General features: G+C 62.2%; 14 protein-coding genes. 3 read left to right on the top strand and 11 right to left on the bottom strand.

The genetic code is table 11. From position 1 onward, the window contains the following. Positions 1-133: 133 nt before the first annotated feature. The 3 genes from I2H19_RS07375 to I2H19_RS07365 form a co-directional block, all read right to left on the bottom strand. Positions 134-670, bottom strand: coding sequence for a PTS sugar transporter subunit IIA (locus I2H19_RS07375; protein WP_055310775.1), 537 nt, complete (start codon positions 668-670; stop codon positions 134-136). Between the two features lie 151 nt (positions 671-821). Further along, positions 822-2,270, bottom strand: coding sequence for a glycoside hydrolase family 1 protein (locus I2H19_RS07370; RefSeq protein WP_195622221.1), 1,449 nt, complete (start codon positions 2,268-2,270; stop codon positions 822-824). 172 nt (positions 2,271-2,442) lie between these two features. Beyond that, positions 2,443-3,450, bottom strand: coding sequence for a helix-turn-helix domain-containing protein (locus tag I2H19_RS07365; RefSeq protein WP_195622220.1), 1,008 nt, complete (start codon positions 3,448-3,450; stop codon positions 2,443-2,445). 116 nt (positions 3,451-3,566) lie between these two features. Between I2H19_RS07365 and I2H19_RS07360 the strand changes: the two genes are divergently transcribed. Both I2H19_RS07360 and I2H19_RS07355 read left to right on the top strand, forming a co-directional pair. After that, positions 3,567-6,167, top strand: coding sequence for a glycosyl hydrolase (locus I2H19_RS07360; protein ID WP_195622219.1), 2,601 nt, complete (start codon positions 3,567-3,569; stop codon positions 6,165-6,167). Between the two features lie 42 nt (positions 6,168-6,209). Continuing rightward, complete coding sequence (locus I2H19_RS07355; protein ID WP_195622218.1) at positions 6,210-7,064, top strand: MurR/RpiR family transcriptional regulator; 855 nt, start codon at positions 6,210-6,212, stop codon at positions 7,062-7,064. A gap of 349 nt (positions 7,065-7,413) precedes the next feature. Here I2H19_RS07355 and pyrE read toward each other — a convergent pair whose 3' ends face one another. Then, positions 7,414-8,097 carry an orotate phosphoribosyltransferase gene (pyrE, locus tag I2H19_RS07350; protein WP_195363268.1) on the bottom strand — a complete coding sequence of 228 codons (684 nt, stop codon included), beginning with the start codon at positions 8,095-8,097 and terminating at the stop codon, positions 7,414-7,416. A gap of 438 nt (positions 8,098-8,535) precedes the next feature. Here pyrE and mgtA point away from each other — a divergent pair, with 438 nt between their 5' ends. Then, complete coding sequence (gene mgtA, locus I2H19_RS07345; RefSeq protein ID WP_195622217.1) at positions 8,536-11,304, top strand: magnesium-translocating P-type ATPase; 2,769 nt, start codon at positions 8,536-8,538, stop codon at positions 11,302-11,304. A 63-nt stretch (positions 11,305-11,367) separates the two neighbouring features. Here the strand turns inward: mgtA and I2H19_RS07340 are convergent, their stop codons facing one another. From I2H19_RS07340 to I2H19_RS07310, 7 genes are all read right to left on the bottom strand, one after another. Further along, positions 11,368-12,045 (bottom strand): hypothetical protein, encoded by a 678-nt coding sequence (locus tag I2H19_RS07340; protein WP_195622216.1) that lies wholly within the window; start codon positions 12,043-12,045, stop codon positions 11,368-11,370. Positions 12,046-12,080: 35 nt separating this feature from the next. Further along, positions 12,081-12,836, bottom strand: coding sequence for a hypothetical protein (locus I2H19_RS07335; RefSeq protein ID WP_195622215.1), 756 nt, complete (start codon positions 12,834-12,836; stop codon positions 12,081-12,083). A gap of 74 nt (positions 12,837-12,910) precedes the next feature. Then, positions 12,911-14,473: a hypothetical protein gene (locus tag I2H19_RS07330; protein ID WP_195622214.1), complete on the bottom strand. Its 1,563-nt coding sequence runs from the start codon at positions 14,471-14,473 to the stop codon at positions 12,911-12,913. 17 nt (positions 14,474-14,490) lie between these two features. After that, positions 14,491-14,943, bottom strand: a complete 453-nt coding sequence (locus I2H19_RS07325) for a hypothetical protein (protein ID WP_195622213.1) — start codon at positions 14,941-14,943, stop codon at positions 14,491-14,493. Positions 14,944-15,088: 145 nt separating this feature from the next. Next, complete coding sequence (locus tag I2H19_RS07320; protein WP_195622212.1) at positions 15,089-15,583, bottom strand: helix-turn-helix transcriptional regulator; 495 nt, start codon at positions 15,581-15,583, stop codon at positions 15,089-15,091. Positions 15,584-15,589: 6 nt separating this feature from the next. Continuing rightward, positions 15,590-16,633, bottom strand: coding sequence for a hypothetical protein (locus tag I2H19_RS07315; protein WP_195622211.1), 1,044 nt, complete (start codon positions 16,631-16,633; stop codon positions 15,590-15,592). A 352-nt stretch (positions 16,634-16,985) separates the two neighbouring features. Beyond that, positions 16,986-18,299, bottom strand: coding sequence for an apiosidase-like domain-containing protein (locus tag I2H19_RS07310; protein ID WP_195622210.1), 1,314 nt, complete (start codon positions 18,297-18,299; stop codon positions 16,986-16,988). Between the last annotated feature and the right edge of the window lie 172 nt (positions 18,300-18,471).

Below are 18,471 nucleotides of genomic sequence, written 5' to 3'. Positions count from 1 at the left end.
GCCGTTTGGCCCCACCCGCATAGCGGGTGGTTTCTGATGCGGCGCGCTGCGCGCCCCGCACAGGCTAAAGCCCGTAATCAAAAAGGGTGGCCGGATAATCCGACCACCCTTAGACATTATGCGATGCCGCGATTTACTTGCGGACAACCTTGACGATGGCGTCGCCGGCGGCGACAGCGGAATCAGCCTCGACGGCGAGCTCAACATCGGCAAACTCGGCGGTGTTGGACACGGCCACGACGACGCAGTCCTTGTAACCGGCAGCGGCGATCTTGGCGCGGTCGATCTTGAGCATGGGCTGGCCGGCCTTCACGACATCGTCAGCCTTGACGAAGCCCTCGAAGCCGTCGCCGTTCATGTTGACGGTATCGACGCCAACGTGCACCAGAACCTCGATGCCGCTATCGGACTGCAGGCCCACAGCGTGACCCATGGTGACGGTCACCTTGCCGTCGCAGGGGGCATAGACCAAATCGTCCTCGGGCCACACGGCGCAGCCCTTGCCCAGAACCTCGCCACCAAAGACGGGATCGGGCACGTCGGCCATCTTGATGACCTTGCCCTTGACGGGCGAGCACAGCACGTCGGCGCCGGCAGAAGCAGAGATGGAGGCCGGAGCAGCGGCAGCCGCGGGCTCAGCCTTCTTCTTGAACATGTCAAACAGACCCATACGTTTTCTCCTCTTGATTAAGCGCAACGTTATGCGCATGCCTATGGTGATTATAGTGCCAAATGGCCAAATTGCTAAGGTAAGAGCTCGAGTCGAGAGCCCTTCCAGGCCCTTCCCAAAACCTTTTCCCCAGTGGCACTCATATTGTCGATTAATCCAAGCCCTCGGTACCGTTGGACTTGATGATCTTCTGGTAGGCGTAGAAGCTGTCCTTGCGGCGGCGCTCGTAGGTGCCGGTGCCGTCGTCGTACTTATCGACGTGGATGAAGCCGTAGCGCTTGCGCATCTCGCCGGTGCCGGCGGACACCAGGTCGATGGGGCCCCACCAGGTGTAGGCGATCAGGTCAACACCATCGGCGACGGCCTCGCCCATGGCCTTGATGTGGCTCTGCAGATAGGCGATGCGGTACGGATCGTGAATGGAGCCGTCCTCCTCGACCTCGTCGTAAGCGCCCATGCCGTTCTCGACCACCATCAGCGGAATCTCGTAGCGGGCGTAGATCTCGTTGAGGGCGATACGCAGGCCCAGCGGGTCGATCTGCCAACCCCAGTCGGTGGACTCCAGGTAGGGGTTCTTGCCGCCAAAGGTCATGTTGCCCTCGGTCATCTCGTGGTCCTTGTGGGTGCCCACGGTACCGGACATGTAGTAGCTAAAGGTGTAGAAGTCGACCTTGCCGTCGGCGATATCCTGCAGGTCGCCGTCCTCCATCGCGAGCTCGACGTCGTTCCCGGCCCAGAAGCGCTTGGCGTAGAACGGGTACTTGCCGCGCACCTGCACGTCGGAACAGTACCAGTTCATGGAGTTCATCTGCTGCTGGGTGGCGAACACATCGACCGGATCGCACGTGGCGGCGTAGGAGAGGATGAAGCAATCCATGTTGCCCATCTTGAACTGCGGATAGTGCTCGTGGGCGTAGCGCACGACGCGGCCGCTGGCCACGAACTGGTGATGCAGGGCCTGGAAGCGCTGCTGGGCGGTGGTCTTGATGGCGCTCGCCGGGCCCTCGAATCCCTGGATCAGGCCGGTCTCCATCATGGCGCCCATGTCCATGGTGCCGCAGTTGATCTCGTTGAAGGTCAGCCAGAACTTCACCTTGTCCTGATAGCGGTCAAAGACGGTCTGGCAATACTTCTCAAAGAAGCCGATGAGCTCGCGGCTTGCCCAGCCGTTGTACTTCTCGACCAGGTGATAGGGCATCTCGTAGTGCGAGAGGGTCACGAGCGGCTCGATGTTGTGAGCGCGCAGGCAGTCGAAAACGCGGTCGTAGAAGGCGAGGCCGGCCTCGTTGGGCTCGGCATCGTCGCCGTTGGGGAAGATTCGGCTCCAAGAGATGGACATGCGGAACATGTTGAAGCCCATCTCGGCGAACAGCGCGATATCCTCCTCGTAGTGATGGTAGAAGTCGATGCCGTCATGGTTGGGGTAGAAGCGGTTGGGGTCGATGTCGATCGTGATCTGACGCGGCTCCTTATAGCTGCCGCCCAGGAAGTGGTCGTCGACGGAAGCGCCGCGGCCGTCCACGTTCCAAGCGCCCTCAAACTGGTTGGCGGCAGTGGCGCCGCCCCAATAGAAACCCTCGGGGAACTTGATGTTTGCCATGAGCATCTCCTTTGCATCGTGGGTCGATAAGCCGAGTATCGCCCACGCGGGAGACATGCGGAGGCGGGGGCGCCAAACCCGATACTTCTTTTCGCAGCGGCACCCCGCCGCCTGCCCGCCCCTGACACTTCCTGACACCTGCCAAAAAGGGACAGGTTTATTTTGGTCGGTTTTATCTGGGAAAACGCTGACGATAGGCAGCCGGCGTGCAGCTATAGCGCTCGGCAAACTTTTTGTAGAAGAAGCTCATGTTGGCATAGCCCGCCTCGCGCGCAGCCGCCTCTGCCGTGGCACCGGCGTCGAGCAGTGCCGCTGCGCGCGCCAGGCGGCCCTCCTGCACGAGCTGCATGAATGTGCGGCCTGTCTGACGCTTGAGTAGGTCGCTTGCGTAGTTGGGGCTCAGGTGCAGATGGCGGGCGAGGTCGTCGAGCGCGCAATCGCAGGCGTGACGCTCGATATAGCCCATAGCAGCCGCGACCTGCGCCGATGGCAGCGCGGGCGCGTCCGACCGCAGAAGACCGGCCTCGTAGCTTTGCATGAGCTCGACCAACAGCAGCTCAAACAGCCTCGAGACAATCTGGGGGCTCGCCGGCGTGGGGTCCAGACGCTCGCACAGCATCTCCTGCATGTAGCGGCGCACGCGACGGCTGCCGCCCGTATGGAAATGCACGTGTCCGCGGTGGTCGGTTTCGTCCGTGAGGGCGTTGAGCAGGAACCGCGAGACCGCGCTTGTGGGCGAAAGGCTTTGCTCCAGGCTACGGCGCAGCATTGGCCGCGAGATGATGACGCTCAGCATTATGTCGTGCTCACCGAGCTCGCCAACAGCATGTGGGCAGGCGGCATCGAGCAGGAGGACTTCGTTTTGAGCGAGCATGAGCGGCGCGCCGTTGACGATCTGCGGCGCTCGTCCTCGATAGACATAGCTGATTTCGACATAATCGTGCACGTGTTCCGGCACAGGATTGAAGCGCGAGTTGCGAACAATCGATAGCCCCTCGGGCATGCCTTCTTGGTGCAGAGCGAGCGTTGGGTTGCCAATTTTACGAATGAATCGGCCATCAATATCTGCCTGATTACCTTGACCGAGTGCATCGCTCCAGTCGTAATGGGCGCCCGCGCGATAGGCGCGTTCACTGTCGGTCAGCTCGAGTAGCAGGTTATCCAAGCGCGCGAGCTCCATAGTGCTCCCATCGTTGATTCGGTCATATTCTGCCGTGGTTTTGATATTAGCAGGGCGGCGCGCTCGGCGTACTCTGACTTCAATGGATTTGAAAGGCCGGTTTTGGAGGAGCGTATATGGCGGCGTATTTTGAGCAGGTGCTTGGCGGCACCTACGACAACCACGTGCTTCCGTTCTTGTGGCTCAAGGGCGAGGCGCGCGAGACGATTACCGAGTATCTGGAGCAGATCGCCGGGGCGGACATCCACGAGGTTTGCCTGGAATCGCGCACGCATCCCGATTTCTGTCGCGACGGCTGGTGGTCTGACCTGCGCTTTATCATCGGCGAGTGCAAGCGCCTGGGGTTAAAGATCTGGCTGCTCGACGACGCCCACTTCCCCACAGGCTATGCCAACGGCGCGCTTGCGGGCGATGGCGTCGACCCCGCGCTCAAGAAAACCGTGCTCAAGCATCGCACGATTACGGTTGTTGGTCCCCAACCGTCCACGACTATCAAGCTCGGTAATCTCATGGACCCCACCGAGCGCTTTGTGGGCGTGGCAGCTTTTGATGCCGCTGGTGCGCCGCTCGACCTTGCGCTCGCTGTTGAGCAAGGAGACGATGGAACGCCCGCCCGCTTGCGTTTTGACGCCCCCACCGGCGTCACTACGATCGTGCTGTACGCCACCAGCCAAAAGACCGGCTTTCGCGATGAGTACATCAACATGGTCGACGCCGCCTCGTGCCACGCGCTCATCGACGCCGTCTACGAGCCCACGTTTGAGCATCTGAGCGACGAGTTTGGCAAAACGATCTTGGGCTTTTTCACCGATGAGCCCGGCTTTATGAACGAGAAGGGCACCACGCTCGACGATGCTTCTACCAGCAGTTTTATCGGGCGAGGCGACCTAGCGCTGCCGTGGTCGAACGAGCTTGCCCACCGCCTGCGCGATGCGCTTGGCGAGAATTGGCTTGCTAAGTTGCACGGCCTTTGGACGCGCGAGGCAAACGGCGCCCAGGTTCGCCACGCCTATATGGACCTTGCTACGCAGCTCTACCGCAGCTGCTTTGACGAGCAGATTGGCGGTTGGTGCCGCGCGCACGGCGTCATGCACATTGGCCACGTGATCGAGGACAAGAGTTGTCACACGCGCCTGGGTCAGGGCGCTGGGCACTACTTCCGCGCGGTCGCAGGACAGGACATGGCCGGTGTCGACGTGGTCATCAACCAGCTTGCCCCCGGAATTGACCGCGGGCGCTACAGCTACTTCCACGGCGCATGGAACATGGAGTTCTTTACGTACGCGCTTGCCAAGCTGGGCTCTTCGGCCGCGCGCCTCGACCCCAAAAAGCAGGGGCGCTGCATGGCCGAGGTCTTTGGCGCCTTTGGCTGGCACGAGGGCCTGAGCGAGATGAAATGGATTGCCGACCATATGCTCGTCCGCGGTATTAACTGGTTTACGCCGCACGCGTTTAGCATGGCGCCCTTCCCCGATTGGGACTGCCCGCCGCACTTTTACGCGCACGGCAACAACCCGCAATGGCCGCACTTTGGCCAGCTCATGCGCTATATGAATCGCACGGCGACGCTCCTTTCGGAAGGCGCTGCCGCTCGCCCCGTCGCCATTCTGTACCATGCCGACGCCGAATGGGCCGGCAACGCCATGCCCGTCGAGCGCGTGGCGGCCGAGCTCACGCGCGCGCAGATCGATTTTGACTTTGTGCCTGCCGAGGCTTTTGAGGATGAGGGGCGTTACGAGGTTTCGATTGCCGATGGAATGCTGGCTGTTAACGGCTGTCGCTACCAGGCGTTTGTCATGCCGGGCGCCTCGTTTATTGGCGCGGCTACAGCGGAAGAGGTGAGGCGCATGATGGCCGCGGGTGTCACGGTGCTCGCTGCTGACGAAGTGCCCGGCGCTCTTTATGACGCGGATGGCGCAGCCGATCTGGACGGGCTTACGGCAACGCCACTTGCCGATGTGGCGGACGCGCTGGCAGACGCGGGGCTGCAGACCGTTGTGACCGATAGGCCACAGCCCTGGCTGCGCGCACTTCGCTACGAGCGTGCCGGCGAGACCTACGTCATGTTGGTCAACGAGCACCCACGTGAAAGCATTTGCTGCACGGTTTCGCTTCCGCAAGACAAGTGTCTTTGCGGAACGCGCCTCGACCTGCTGAACAGCACCAAGCCCGTTGCGTTTGACGGCGTGCTGGAGCTGGCGCCTTACGAGAGCTGCGTTGTTGTTCTGGAGGCAAGCGGCGCAATCGAGCCCGCGGACTGCACCGACACGAGCACACGTGCAACGCTCGCCCTCGACATCAGCCACCCCTGGACCGTCGCCCTCTCCCCTGCCGGCAGCGATGGAACCTTTGGCGAGCCGCAAAAGCTCGAGCGCCTGTGCGACCTCACGGCCGAGCAGTTCCCCGGCGTATGTGGTACGTTCCGCTATCGCACGTCGTTCGAGCTGGCCGACGACCTCGCCCACACCGTCATTGACCTAGGGGATGTCTACGAAGTCGCAACGCTCACACTCGACGGACAAACGCTCGGCACGCGCATCTGCCCGCCCTACCGCTTTGCGACAGGCGCGCTTACCGCCGGCGCACACGAGCTCGCCATCGATGTCATCAACACGCTCGACCATGCGACCTCCGACATCTTCGCCCTCACCGAGCCCGTCGCGCCCAGCGGTGTCCTCGGCCCCGTTACCCTTCTCGGGCAAAACCTGCCAAAATAAACCCGTCTCTTTTTGGCAGGTTTGGCGAGTGCGGGAGTTCGAATGGATATCAAACGCAAGATTACCGAGGCGCAGGGCCTAACCCCTACCGAGCAGCAGCTCGGCATCTCGGCCCTTGCCATGGGCGAGGACATCCGCGGACTCTCCATTAAGGAGTTTGCCGCCCGCGCCAATGTTTCGGTCGCAAGCGTGCACCGTTTTTGCAAAAAGCTCGGCCTCGAGGGCTTTAAGGACCTCAAGGTCGAGCTTATCCGCCTGGCGACCGAAGCAGGCAACCGCCGCGACGTGGACATCAACTTTCCCTTCGATGCCACGTCCACGCCCGCGCAGGTTATGGAGCGCATGGAAGGGCTCTACCAGACCACGCTGGCCGAGACGCAGGAGCTGCTCGACCCCGCGCAGCTCGACCACGCCGCCAAACTGATCGCGAAGGCACGGCAGGTCGATATCTACACCGGCTCGCACAACCTCTATCCAGCGGGGATGTTCCGCGACCGCCTACTTTCGTCCGGCAAGAGCGCCACATGCTACAGCAGCACCGAGGCCCAGGTGCGCACGGCGCTCGCCTCGGATTCCGGCAATGTGGCGATCGTCATCTCCTACAGCGGCCTTGCACCCAACCTCAAGGAAATCTTGCCGATCCTCAGCAGCCGACATGTTCCCGTCATTGTCATCGGCACACCTTATTGTGCGCGCCTGCACCCCGGCTTTGCCGCCTACCTCACGGTGAGCGACCACGAGAGCATGACGCACCGCATCACGCAGTTCGCCAGCCACATCGCCGTGCAATACGTGCTCGATTCGCTCTACAGCAGCTACTTCGCCAAAGACTACGCCCGCCGCGCCGAGTTCCTAGAGCGCTCATTCCCCTACACCCGCCTCCCCGGCCTCAAGTAAACGAGCGTGGATTTTCGGACAGTTATCAAATGAGCGTGGATAATCTCCCACTTTGAGCCCCCACACAGGCCAAAAACGGGAGATTATCCACGCTCATCTCTGACTAGTCATTGGGGACGTTCTTAAACGACTAGTCAAACAAGAACGTCCCCAATGACTACTGCCGCATCCGGGGCAAGACAACGCCGCAGGTAGAGGACGGACAGCGAGCGACGTCCAGAGCGAACAAGTTGGCATGAAAAAGGCAAGGCATAGACCTTCTGGTCATGCCTTGCCTTTTTGAATGACAAATTGTCGCTCTGGGCGGCGCGCAGCGTCGAGCCGTTACGCGGTTTGGAAAACCGCGTAACTACTCCCGGACTCCGTACTGCTCGTAGTAGGCATCGATGGCGGTCTTGAGCTCGTCATCGATGACGACCTTGCCGTCAATCTCGTGGTTGTAGAGGGTCTCGACGACCTCGGCCATGGAGACGATGCTCGCGACGGGGAAGCCGTACTTGGCCTCGATCTCCTTCTGCGCGGTGGTCACGCCGCCCTTGCCGACCTCCATGCGGTTGAGGGACACGATGAGGCCCTTGATCTCGACATCGGCAGCAGCCTTGACCTTGGGATAGGTCTCGTCGATGGACTTACCGCTGGTGGTGACGTCCTCGACCATGATCACGCGGTCGCCGTCCTGGGGCTCGTAGCCCAGCAGGTTACCCTTGTCGGCACCGTGGTCCTTGGCCTCCTTGCGGTCGCAGCAGTACTTGACCTCCTTGCCGTACAGCTCGTGGTAGGCAATCGCGGTCACGACGGCCAGGGGAATACCCTTATAGGCCGGCCCGAACAGCACGTCAAAGTCATCGCCAAAGTTATCGTGGATGGCCTGGGCGTAGTACTCGCCCAGCTTCTTGAGCTGATAGCCCGTCACGTAGGCGCCGGCGTTCATAAAGAACGGGGACTGACGGCCGCTCTTAAGCGTAAAACTGCCGAACTTAAGAACGTCGGACTCGACCATAAACTTGATGAACTCTTGCTTGTAAGCCTCCATGCGGGCTCCTCTCGTAATCGCGTACGTGCCCTCCAGTTTAGCGCAGGCAGGGCGTCGATGCGGGCGCGCTTTGGAGCCGCGACACTCTGTAAGGGCTTTGTCAGTGACGATGATTTTCCGAACAAGGGGGTTGACACGGCAAACCCCCTCGTCAAGAATACGGGCGGATTGAAACGGGTACGAGATACCCAAAGCGCGCTGCGCCCGGCCTTAAGGAGGTGTGCCATGGAAGGCAGCCATAGTCGAAAAACCTGCATGTCGCCCTCGGCACGCCGCGAGGATTCCGCGCACGCATAAGCGCCAACAGCCGATCACCAAAATCACCACAAAGGTGCCTGCCCCCCTTGTGGTGATTCGCGAGCATGACGTGAGCGACATCTAGGTTTTTTGCAATTCAATACGACACGTACGCTAACTCCCTTTAACAAGGAGGACCCTATGCTGATGCTCAAAACCGCCACGGTACTCGAAGTCATCTCCAAGCGCCGCCGCACGGCGCGCCCTGCCGCTCACGCCGGCCTTGCCAAGAACACCATCTTTGCCGCAACCCATAGCGCCGAGGACTCCCTCGTGCTGCTCGACGCCACGGCTGACGGCCTCACCGCCGGGCAGGCCGCCGAGCGCCTGGACGGCGCCGGTCCCAACACCATCGAGGCGCCGACCAAGACACTTGCCCGCCGCATCGCCGACGCCTTCATCGACCCCTTCGCCGGCATCCTCGCCGCGCTCGCGCTGGTCTCGCTCTACATCGACGTGCTCGCCGTGCCCGAGCCGCAGCGCGACCCCTCCACGGTCATCGTCATCGGCATCATGCTGCTGGTATCGGGCGGCATGAAGTTTATCCAGGAAGCACGCAGCGGCAATGCGGCAGAGGCCCTCAAGGACCTGGTCTCCAACACCTGCACCGCCCTGCGCGACGGCGAGCGCATCGAGATACCCTTCGATGAGCTCGTCCCCGGCGACGTGATCCGCCTCTCCGCCGGCGACATGGTGCCGGCCGATGCCCGCATCATCACCGCACGCGACCTGTTTGTGATCGAGTCCGCCCTCACCGGCGAAAGCGAGGCCGTCGAGAAGACCGCCGTCGCCACCGTCGTCGAAGGCGCCGACAGCTCCACGCTGCCGCTCTCCGCCTGCAAGAACATCGTCTTTACCGGCACCTCCGTGCAAAACGGCACCGCCATGGCGCTTGTCGTGGCCACCGGTTCGGACACCTACCTGGGCGGCATCGCCAAGATGCTCAACGGGCGCGGCGAGAAGAGCGCGTTCGACCGCGGCGTCTCGAGCGTCTCGATGCTGCTGGTGCGCCTGATGCTCGTCATGGCGCCGGCAGTCTTTGCCATCAACGCCGCCACCAAGGGCAACGTCATCGATGCGCTGCTGTTCGCCACGAGCGTGGCCGTGGGCATCACGCCGCAAATGCTTCCCGTCATCGTGACCACGAGCCTGTCGCAGGGCGCCAAGGACCTCGCCCGCCGTCAGGTCATCGTCAAGGAGCTGCCTGCGATCCAAAACCTCGGCGCCATGGACGTGCTGTGCTGCGACAAGACCGGCACCCTCACCGAGGACCGCATCGTGCTCGAGCGCTACCTCAACACCGACGGCAACGAGGACGCGCGTGTGCTGCGCCATGCGTTTTTGAACAGCTTCTTCCAGACGGGCCTCAAGAACCTCATCGACCTGGCCGTGATCGACCGCGCCGACATGACCCCTTCGGCCGTCGCGCCCGATTCCATGCTGGGCCAGAGCCTGCGCGACCGCTACACCAAGGTCGACGAGGTGCCCTTCGATTTCTCGCGCCGTCGCCTGAGCGTGGTCGTCGCCGACGCCCAAGGAAAGACCCAGATGGTCACCAAGGGCGCTGCCGAGGAAATGCTCGAGATTTGCTCCTACGTCGAGGTGGACGGCACCGCTCAGCCGCTTACCGACGAGAAGCTTGCCCAGATTCGCAAGCAGGTGGCAGGACTCAATGCCGAAGGCCTGCGCGTGATCGCCGTGGCGCAGAAGACCAACCCGCGCACCGTGGGCGAGTTTGGCATCGCCGACGAGTGCGACATGGTGCTGATGGGCTTTTTGGCCTTCCTCGATCCGCCCAAAGCGAGCGCCGCGGGCGCCGTCGCCACCCTCGAGGCCAAGGGCGTGGCGGTGAAGGTCCTGACCGGCGACAACGACCGCGTCGCCGCCACCGTCTGCGAGCAGATCGGTATCGATGCGAGCAACGTTTTGCTGGGCTCCGAGATCGACGCGCTCGACGACGCCGAGCTGGCGGAGCGCGCCGAGCAGACGCATCTCTTCGCCAAGCTCTCGCCGCTGCAGAAGGCACGCCTGGTGCGCGTCATGCGCGAGGTGCTCGGCCATACCGTGGTCTTTATGGGCGACGGCATCAACGACGCCGCCGCCATGCGTGCGAGCGACTGCGGCATCTCGGTCGACTCCGCCGTCGATATCGCCAAGGAATCCGCCGACATTATCTTGCTCCAGAAGGACCTGGGCGTGCTCGAGCGCGGCATCATCGAAGGCCGTCGCACCTACGGCAACCTGCTCAAGTACCTCAAGACCACGGTGAGCTCCAACTTTGGCAACGTGCTGTCCGTGACCGTCGCGAGCCTGTTCCTGCCGTTTTTGCCCATGAGCGCCCTGCAGCTAGTGCTGCTGTCGCTGGTCTACGAGATCGTGTGCATCGCGCTGCCGTGGGACACCGTCGACGACGCCTGGACTGCCCGCCCGCGCGCCTGGGACGCCGCGTCCATCAAGGGTTTTATGCTCGAACTGGGCCCTGTGAGCTCGCTGTTTGACATCGTGACCTTCGCCGCGCTCTTCTTTGCGGTGTGCCCCGCCGCCGTGGGCGCGAGCTGGTCCGAGCTTGCCGCCGCGGGCAATGTTGCCGGCATGGCGACCTTTGCGGCGATTTTCCAGAGTGGCTGGTTCGTCGAGTCCATGTGGTCGCAGACGCTCGTGATCCACATGCTGCGCTCCCCGCGCCTGCCAAGCCCGCGCGACCACGCCGCACCTGCGCTGTGCGTGCTCACCGTGCTGGGCCTGGCACTTGTCACCTGGCTGCCGGCAAGCCCCATCGCCGACGCACTGGGCCTCATGCCGCTGCCGCCGAGCTTCTTTGCGCTGCTCATCGGCATCGTCGCCGCCTATATTGCGCTGACCCAGCTGACAAAGCGCCGCTTCATAGCCCGCCACGCCGAACTGCTGTAACAGACAGCCCTAAGGCAAAACCACCACAAAGGTGCCTGTCCCCTTTGTGGTGGTTTTGGAGCGTTACGAGGCGTTGGTCAGGCGGCTCCAGAGCTCATCGATATCGATCTGGTCGCCGCCGCTCAAGTAGCCGGTTCGAATAAAAGCCTCATTGTAGATATAGATGTCATGAGCGCTATCGCCATCGTCTTCGGTGTCGTCGGCCATAATCACGTAGCGGTGGCCGTCAAGCGCCTTGACCAGCCAATACTGGGTATCATCGATCGTGCATTTCTCCTGCACCATCGCCGCATCGCCAATCGCGCCGATGAGCGCCCGCTCGCCCTTCGTATAGCCGCCCACCGAGAGTAGAATCGCGACGTTTTCGTCTCCGCCGCCCGGTTCAAGCTCCTCGTACTCGGACTCCGAAAGCGGTATCGCGCTGTTCGCAAGTTCGTCCACATCGTCCGAAACCTTGGAAAAGGTAAAAGCGAAAAATCCCGCGTCATCGACGGCGCCGTAGCCCACGTTCTCGCCTTGCCACTCATAATTTTGATGTTTGAGCAGGCGCACCATATCGGCACCAGCCAAGTTGATCGCGGCATAGACCGTCACGTTAGCATTGTCGTCCACGCAGGCGGCGTCCGCCGTGCTCGCTGCTTTGGCGCCGCCCGTTGTGCCCGAGCAGCCAGCCAGCGCGCAAGCCGCCGCGCCCGCGCCCGCCACAAAGACCGCACGGCTCATCGTCATCTCGTTCATCATGTTCGTCCCTCGCTATGCTATTGGCCGCATCGCACTTAGCCGAGCGCGCGCCCGGTCTTCTCCTGCCAAAATTCGTTAATCGTGGGGGCACCGCCGCCTTGGGTAAACGTACCGGTTTTGATGGCCTCCTCGGTAATGAGGTCCAGGCGGTAGTCGCCGTTTTCCATTTGGCTCACCATGGCAACGTGACGCGCCATGTTGGAACCGTAGACGCACGCAATCCACGAGCCCGAGGTAATCTGCGCGCGGTCCTCAACCGGAACGGAAAAGCCCGCGATAACATCCTCGCAGCTCGAATAGCCCGCAAGCTGCAGCGTAAACATCACGGTACTCCCGGTGCCGCCCTTGTCGAGCTTTCCGATTTCATCCTCGCCGAGCCATTCGGTTGCGCCATCCTTGCTGATATTGCAGACGCTGAGCACGCGGCCTGCCTCGTTCTCGTACATCTCGAGCGAATCTTGCCAGGTATAGCCCTGTTGCGACGCAAATTCCTGCAACTGCCAGCCCTTAAGCTCGAGCAATGCCGCGATGCTGATGTTGCGGTGTGCATCCCAGCAGTCGTCCGACCACGTATCAAACGCATCCGTCGAGCCGCCGTCCGCATCCGAGCTGCCGCCCACATCGCCGGAATCGCCCGATGACGAGCCCGCGTCCATCTTGCCCTTCACCGGACGATCGTCGTTAAAACCCGTCGTGTCCTGCGCCTGCTGTCCACCGCACCCCGCAAGTGTCAGCAACGCCGTTCCCGCCGCCGCGACAAACGCCGTGCGCGAAATAACCGTCTCCCTCATCGTTGTTCCTTTCCCGTTTCTTATCACAGTGCCGAGCAACGCCTCGACACCGATCCACCCATAGCCCACTCACGCTATTGACGAGGCAGCTCCGTCCAGCCAAAACCGGGCTCAAAGCCATCGCGCGTGCCGATCACGTCGCCCGAGCCGTTCACCCAAGCTTGGTCCGCCATCACCGAAACCTCGACATCGGTACCGTCGGGCCTGGTGTAATGGTTGACCCCGCGAATAGCATCGGAATACGAGGCCGCGCCCGTTCCCACACCTGCGCTGGAGAAATTGGCCGCGCTGGCGGCCATATTCGCGGCGTGTTGACGATCGCTGCGCTCAAACCAAGCCTGCTGGTAGCTGTCGAACGCCGCCTGCTGCGAGGCATGCATCTGCTGCCAGGCCGCGAACTGCTGTTGCTGCTGGGCGATGTTCATCTGCGTGCGCTGACGCTGCTCGAGCACCATCTGCTGCTTTTGAGCGCACGCTTCGCGCGCAATCGACGGGTTGAGCCGCAGGGTCGATGCCATTGAGGCAAGCGCCGTGGAGGCCGCCTCGTCCAGACGGCCTTCTGGCGCAACCAGGCAGAAGCTGTCCCTGATACGCCACTGCAACAGGTCGGCCGCGCCCAGCTTAAACGGCGCCCCGTCTGGGCAATCGCTCTGATCCGTGGCCTGATCTTTCGCGGCGCGCTGACCCGCCGCCGCAGCCGTCTGGCGCTCGCGCAGGCGCTTGCCCAGAACGCCGCCGATCAGCCCGCTCGAAAGGCCCACGCCCAGCAGCGCCTCGGCCCCGGCGGCAACGCCTTTACCCACGGAGCCCGCGACTCCGCCGATCGAGGCCACATAGCCCTCGACCTTTGCCGCCACCGCAAGCTCGGTAGGCGCCGGGGCGCCCGCGAGCCGATATCGGCGCATACGGCACTCATAGACCACATCGCTCGGTTCCATCGAAAAGCCCTGAATCGCAAAGTCGTTTGCAGCCTCGCGCTTTACGCGAGCACGCTCATGTTCAATATCGCCTGCCGCGCTCGACGGATAGGGTTGCTCGGCCACAACCTCCGCCCGTGCGCCCAATTGCGCCGCGCAGGCTTGAGCCAACTCGTCGCACGCCGCCTCCACGTGCACAAACGCCTTGCGCTCGGTTTGCGTGGGGATACGCTTGGCAACGGCGCCCGCGTCCACGTAGCAGAGCTCGGAGCGATACATGATGCGTTCGCCCGCCGGGCCTGCCGCCGTCACGCCAACTGAAATCGGGCAGTCGAAACTACTGCTGCGCTCAAGATGCGCCTCTTCGATACGCCAACCCCGCGGCAGCGCCACTTGCGCGAGCGCTTGGCCGCCAGAGGCATCGCATGCGGTGTGGAGCTCAAGGTCGCCGACGCGGGGAGCATCCGCTGCGGCCACGTCGCGGACCGGCGACGCGGCGTCGGCATCCTGCATCGGCACATCGACCGGCGCGTTCGCGCTCGGCTCACAACCTTCGCCCGCGCCATCATCGGCAGCCGCCCCATTTGCGTGTTCCGCGACACCCGGGTCATCCTCAACGCTTTCAAGCCGAACACCGCAGCCCGGGCAAAATCGCACCGGCACGCCGGCGACCCGCGGCAGTTGCACCCCGCACGCCGGGCAGAATCTCAAATCACTCATCCCGTACACCCCTCATTTCATTGGCTGTTCTTGATGGCGGCAAGCTGTCGCCACAGTTCATCGGCACCGTCAAGGCGATATGCCGTCTTGTCGAGCACGATATTCCCGCCCTCGAACTCCACCGATTGCTCCGAGCCGTCTGCATAGACAAAGACGAGCGTGTGACCGGCGTCGCTCATCCGCTCACCCACCGCACCTCCCACGGTGCAATCGTCGAGCGCGGTAAAAGTCGATGCGACCAGCTCGGCATCGTCGGTCTCATAGACCGTCCGCGCCTCGCCGTTCTCGATAAGCTTGACTGCCACCGGATCGGCAGCACAATCGTTCAGCAACGCTTGCGCGGCGTTCTTTCCCTGGTCGGCACGGGCACCAAAGCCGTATGCCCGCACAAGCGTCACCGCCGCAGCAAGGACCACCACGGCGATAAGCGCGCCCGCAATTTTATTAGACGAGCAACCACGAGACGCCATAGGCCCACCCCTTCCGTTCTGCTCCGCTCAACATCACATTCATATGCCTTTGAGCGCCAAAACGGCAGGTGACAAATGTCTCATATTCATATTTTTGCAGGTAAAAAACCACCACAAAGGTGCCTGTCCCCTTTGTGGTGGTTGGCTAGTCTTGGGGTGTCCAGGACCAGAAGAAGTTGATGAGGGCCACGCGCGAGGCGACACCGGTCTTTTTGTTGATCGAGGCGATATGGCGATAGAGCGTGGAGCGCGAAAGGAAAAGCGCCGCCGCCACGTCCTGCACGCTGTCGTCCGAAACGACCAGGGCCTCCAGAACATCGCGCTCGCGTTTGGTAAGCCCAAAGGCGGCAACGAAGCCGTCGAGTCGATCGTCAAACGAAAGCTCCGGCGCCTCCAGGGGCACCGTGTCGGCCTGATCGGGCGCACGGCTCACGCCAAGATCGTCGGTGGCAAACGCCAGCCCGCCGTGCGTCGCCTCGTGTTCGTCGTCTTGCCCAAACTGCCCCAACAGCGAAATCGCGATGCCGACAAACAGCACGAGCACGACGGCCACCGCCATCAGCACGTTTTGGCTCGAGATAATCGCCACCGCCGGAGCCGTCACGAGCATTGAGCAAACGTTGTTGATGACGCGGCCCATGCACGGTCACAGATACGCCCAGCGGGCATACATCGAAATCGCGGCGAACTTCGCGGTGAAGAACACCACGAAAAAGCCCGTGCCCAGGTAAAAGATAATCGTGGCGGCAAGCGTGTTGCCGCCGTTACCATCGGTGATAAGTACAAAGAACGAGAGCGTGGACAGCATGGCGGCACACGTCATGATGATATTCATATACGAACGTCCGCGCAGGTCATACAGGGCGCCGGCGGCAAGGGCGCTCACAACTAGCAGCAAGCGCGGCCAGTCGCCCAGGTCGATAGCACCGGCGGCATGCGAAGTCGTAAGGCCGGCATTGAGGGCTGCGAACACGCCGGTGAGACAGGCGGTCGCCACCGTCAGGCGCACCACGGCACCCTGGAAGGCCGCCTTTGCCTCGGGGTCATCGCGCCACTTGGCGCCATGCTCCAGCGCATCGACCGACAGCTCGGCCATCTCGACCTCGAACTCGGGCGCAGACTCATCGCGCAATTTAGCTCGACGGATACCGTGAAGCAGCCCAACCAGCGCAATCGCACAGGCGATGAGAACAAACTGCTGGGGAATACCTGCAGGCATCACCATATGGTTGAGCACCTGCACCAAAATGCCCGCAGCATAAGAAACCGCCACGGCGCGTGCCAAGCAAGGCGTCTGCGCAAAACGCCGCGCCAGATTGGCATGGGCGGTCGATCCACAGTAGCCCAAGGCGCAGCACGCCACCAAACCGCCGGCAATCACGACCTGAAACTGCGCCGCCATGATCAGCAACAGCAATGCCGACACCAGCAGCACGCCCGTCATATCGCTCGTTGCATCGATTGTCTGGGGACGGCGATAGTACAGGAGAGGACGCACAAAATAGCCGATCACGCTCGCGCCGACGACGATGCTCTCGTAGATAACGACCTCGTTCGCCGGCACAAACTCGGCCACGCGCACGTCAAAGAGGTACTCGTCGGCCAAAAACGTGAAAAAGAAAAGCGCCAGGCACAGAATCTCCCGTATGCCCCGGCGCAAATATACGGTTGTGTCTCCCAGGTCCCTCATGGTAACCCCCACCCGCTTAGATGTCCGGAAAATCATTTTAATAGAGAACGGGTCTTAGTACGCGCGCGATGTCGGAAGTGTTACGCATTTGCCCTCATCCGCCCTCAACACAAATTGCGGTGGAATACGGACTGTTTACAGCCAAAAGGCTGGATTTAGACCGTATTTCACCGCAACCAAAGGAGCCCTTCTCCGATCGCGCGCTCAGTTGCGGTGGAATAGTTCCTGTTTGGCCGGCTTGGGGCACTTTTTAGGAACTATTCCACTGCAACTTATTGAGGGACTGGGTCGCATGCGATGGAGGAGGTGGAGAGATCGGAGGTGTTGGAGCTCGGGCGTTGGAGCGTAAGCGTTAGTGCTCGGGAGTCAGGACCACCAGGGCGTCGTGCTCAAAGGGATGCTGAGCTACGCGCACGGTACCGTCGCCGTTATCGCGAACGGGCAGCTTGGCGATACGCTTGGCCTCCATGTCGAGGGCCGTCGCCGACCAGCCGCGCGCAGCGTCGAGCTTAAATGTAAGCGCCGTGGTACGCGGCAGATAGGTAACGACACGCTCGCCAATACGCGCCACGCGGATGGCCTCGCGCACGTCGTCGAGCAGCTCCTGTGCGGGGACCACGGCAAGGGCGTCATCGCACGCCGTGGCACCCAGGCCGGCAAGCACGTGCTCGATGGCGGCAAAGTCCCACACGCCCGCAAACTGCAGGCACTCCTGCCAGCGGAACGGCATATCAAAGCCCTCGCCCAGCACCGAGCCCTGGCTCTTGCTGGTCTGCCAGTTCCACACGCCGTGCGCGCCGTAGGTCACGCCGGCGCTGGCGCCGGCAAGGATCGACGACCACACGCTCGCGCGGCAATCCTGCGCGGTAAAACGCCAGTACACATTGCGCGAAGCACCCATCTGCTCGTAGCAGGGCTCGGAGTTGACCATCGGCTTTTTGGGGTAGTTGGTGATAAAGTCCTGCGGCAGGCGCCAGGCCTCGGGTTGGCCCTCGTAATTGTGGCCGGGCTGGAACATGTAGAAGTCAAGGCGGTCCAGATACTGCGCGGGAATCGTGCGGTTGCCGCGGTTGATGTGCATGGTGCGCAGAGCCTCGGGCGCGCGCTTTGCAACCTCGTCGAGCGCATCCTCGTAATAAGCAATCGCCTCGGCGCCGGCAAAGTCGGTGTCGCCCGTCACCACATAGACGGGATCGAACTCGCCCAGGTTCTCGACGACACGGGTAACATGGGCACAGACCTCCTCGCGAGGCATAACCTCGGCACCGCAACGCTCGGCAATCTTGGCACCCCAGGTACCGGGCACGTAGTTGCACCACATGAGCACGAGCGCCGGGCGAATGCCGTGCTCGACGGCAGCGCGGCACATGGCAGCGGCGCGGTCCCAGTATGCCTGGTTGGGACGGGACCAATCAAAGTGCACGCCATCCTCGCTGGCGTAGGGCCAAATACCCAGATCGGGGCAGCAGCGATCCCACTGCGGCAGCGTGTTGATCTGCAACACGTTCATGCCCTGCTCGGCACGGCGGATCAGATAGTAGTCCCAATCGGCCTCGGCAATGCTGGTAAATGCACTCCAGCACGTGTCGGCAAACCAAAAGAACGGCTTGCCCTCGCACAAAAAGCCATCCCTACGACCGTTAACGGTCAGCTTTCCCAAACTCATCTGCATGCCCTTTCGTTTGATAAAGGAATTGCGAACCGGCAGATTCTTTCGCGCCCACACTTGGCGCAAAACCCCCGTCGCTTAGCAAGCCCCGGCAGGCGGGCACCACTCGCCCACTCCAGTCTACCTTGCAAGAAGGGCCCCGCCGGGCTTGCGCCTGACGGGGCCCTGT

This window comes from Collinsella aerofaciens (genome assembly GCF_015560135.1).
Classification (GTDB): Bacteria; Actinomycetota; Coriobacteriia; order Coriobacteriales; family Coriobacteriaceae; genus Collinsella; species Collinsella aerofaciens_AN.
The sequence above is the reverse complement of the archived record's forward strand: the minus strand, read 5'-3'. Positions and strand labels throughout refer to the sequence as shown.

What these genes read in the sequence shown, in the direction of transcription:
- I2H19_RS07340 (WP_195622216.1), bottom strand. Translation starts at nt 12,045, where the DNA reads ATGATGAACGAGATGACGATGAGCCGTGCGGTCTTTGTGGCGGGCGCG.
- I2H19_RS07370 (WP_195622221.1), bottom strand. Translation starts at nt 2,270, where the DNA reads ATGGCAAACATCAAGTTCCCCGAGGGTTTCTATTGGGGCGGCGCCACT.
- I2H19_RS07355 (WP_195622218.1), top strand. Translation starts at nt 6,210, where the DNA reads ATGGATATCAAACGCAAGATTACCGAGGCGCAGGGCCTAACCCCTACC.
- I2H19_RS07365 (WP_195622220.1), bottom strand. Translation starts at nt 3,450, where the DNA reads ATGGAGCTCGCGCGCTTGGATAACCTGCTACTCGAGCTGACCGACAGT.
- I2H19_RS07375 (WP_055310775.1), bottom strand. Translation starts at nt 670, where the DNA reads ATGGGTCTGTTTGACATGTTCAAGAAGAAGGCTGAGCCCGCGGCTGCC.
- I2H19_RS07310 (WP_195622210.1), bottom strand. Translation starts at nt 18,299, where the DNA reads ATGAGTTTGGGAAAGCTGACCGTTAACGGTCGTAGGGATGGCTTTTTG.
- I2H19_RS07360 (WP_195622219.1), top strand. Translation starts at nt 3,567, where the DNA reads ATGGCGGCGTATTTTGAGCAGGTGCTTGGCGGCACCTACGACAACCAC.
- I2H19_RS07320 (WP_195622212.1), bottom strand. Translation starts at nt 15,583, where the DNA reads ATGGGCCGCGTCATCAACAACGTTTGCTCAATGCTCGTGACGGCTCCG.
- I2H19_RS07325 (WP_195622213.1), bottom strand. Translation starts at nt 14,943, where the DNA reads ATGGCGTCTCGTGGTTGCTCGTCTAATAAAATTGCGGGCGCGCTTATC.
- I2H19_RS07330 (WP_195622214.1), bottom strand. Translation starts at nt 14,473, where the DNA reads ATGAGTGATTTGAGATTCTGCCCGGCGTGCGGGGTGCAACTGCCGCGG.
- pyrE (WP_195363268.1), bottom strand. Translation starts at nt 8,097, where the DNA reads ATGGAGGCTTACAAGCAAGAGTTCATCAAGTTTATGGTCGAGTCCGAC.
- I2H19_RS07335 (WP_195622215.1), bottom strand. Translation starts at nt 12,836, where the DNA reads ATGAGGGAGACGGTTATTTCGCGCACGGCGTTTGTCGCGGCGGCGGGA.
- I2H19_RS07315 (WP_195622211.1), bottom strand. Translation starts at nt 16,633, where the DNA reads ATGAGGGACCTGGGAGACACAACCGTATATTTGCGCCGGGGCATACGG.
- mgtA (WP_195622217.1), top strand. Translation starts at nt 8,536, where the DNA reads ATGCTGATGCTCAAAACCGCCACGGTACTCGAAGTCATCTCCAAGCGC.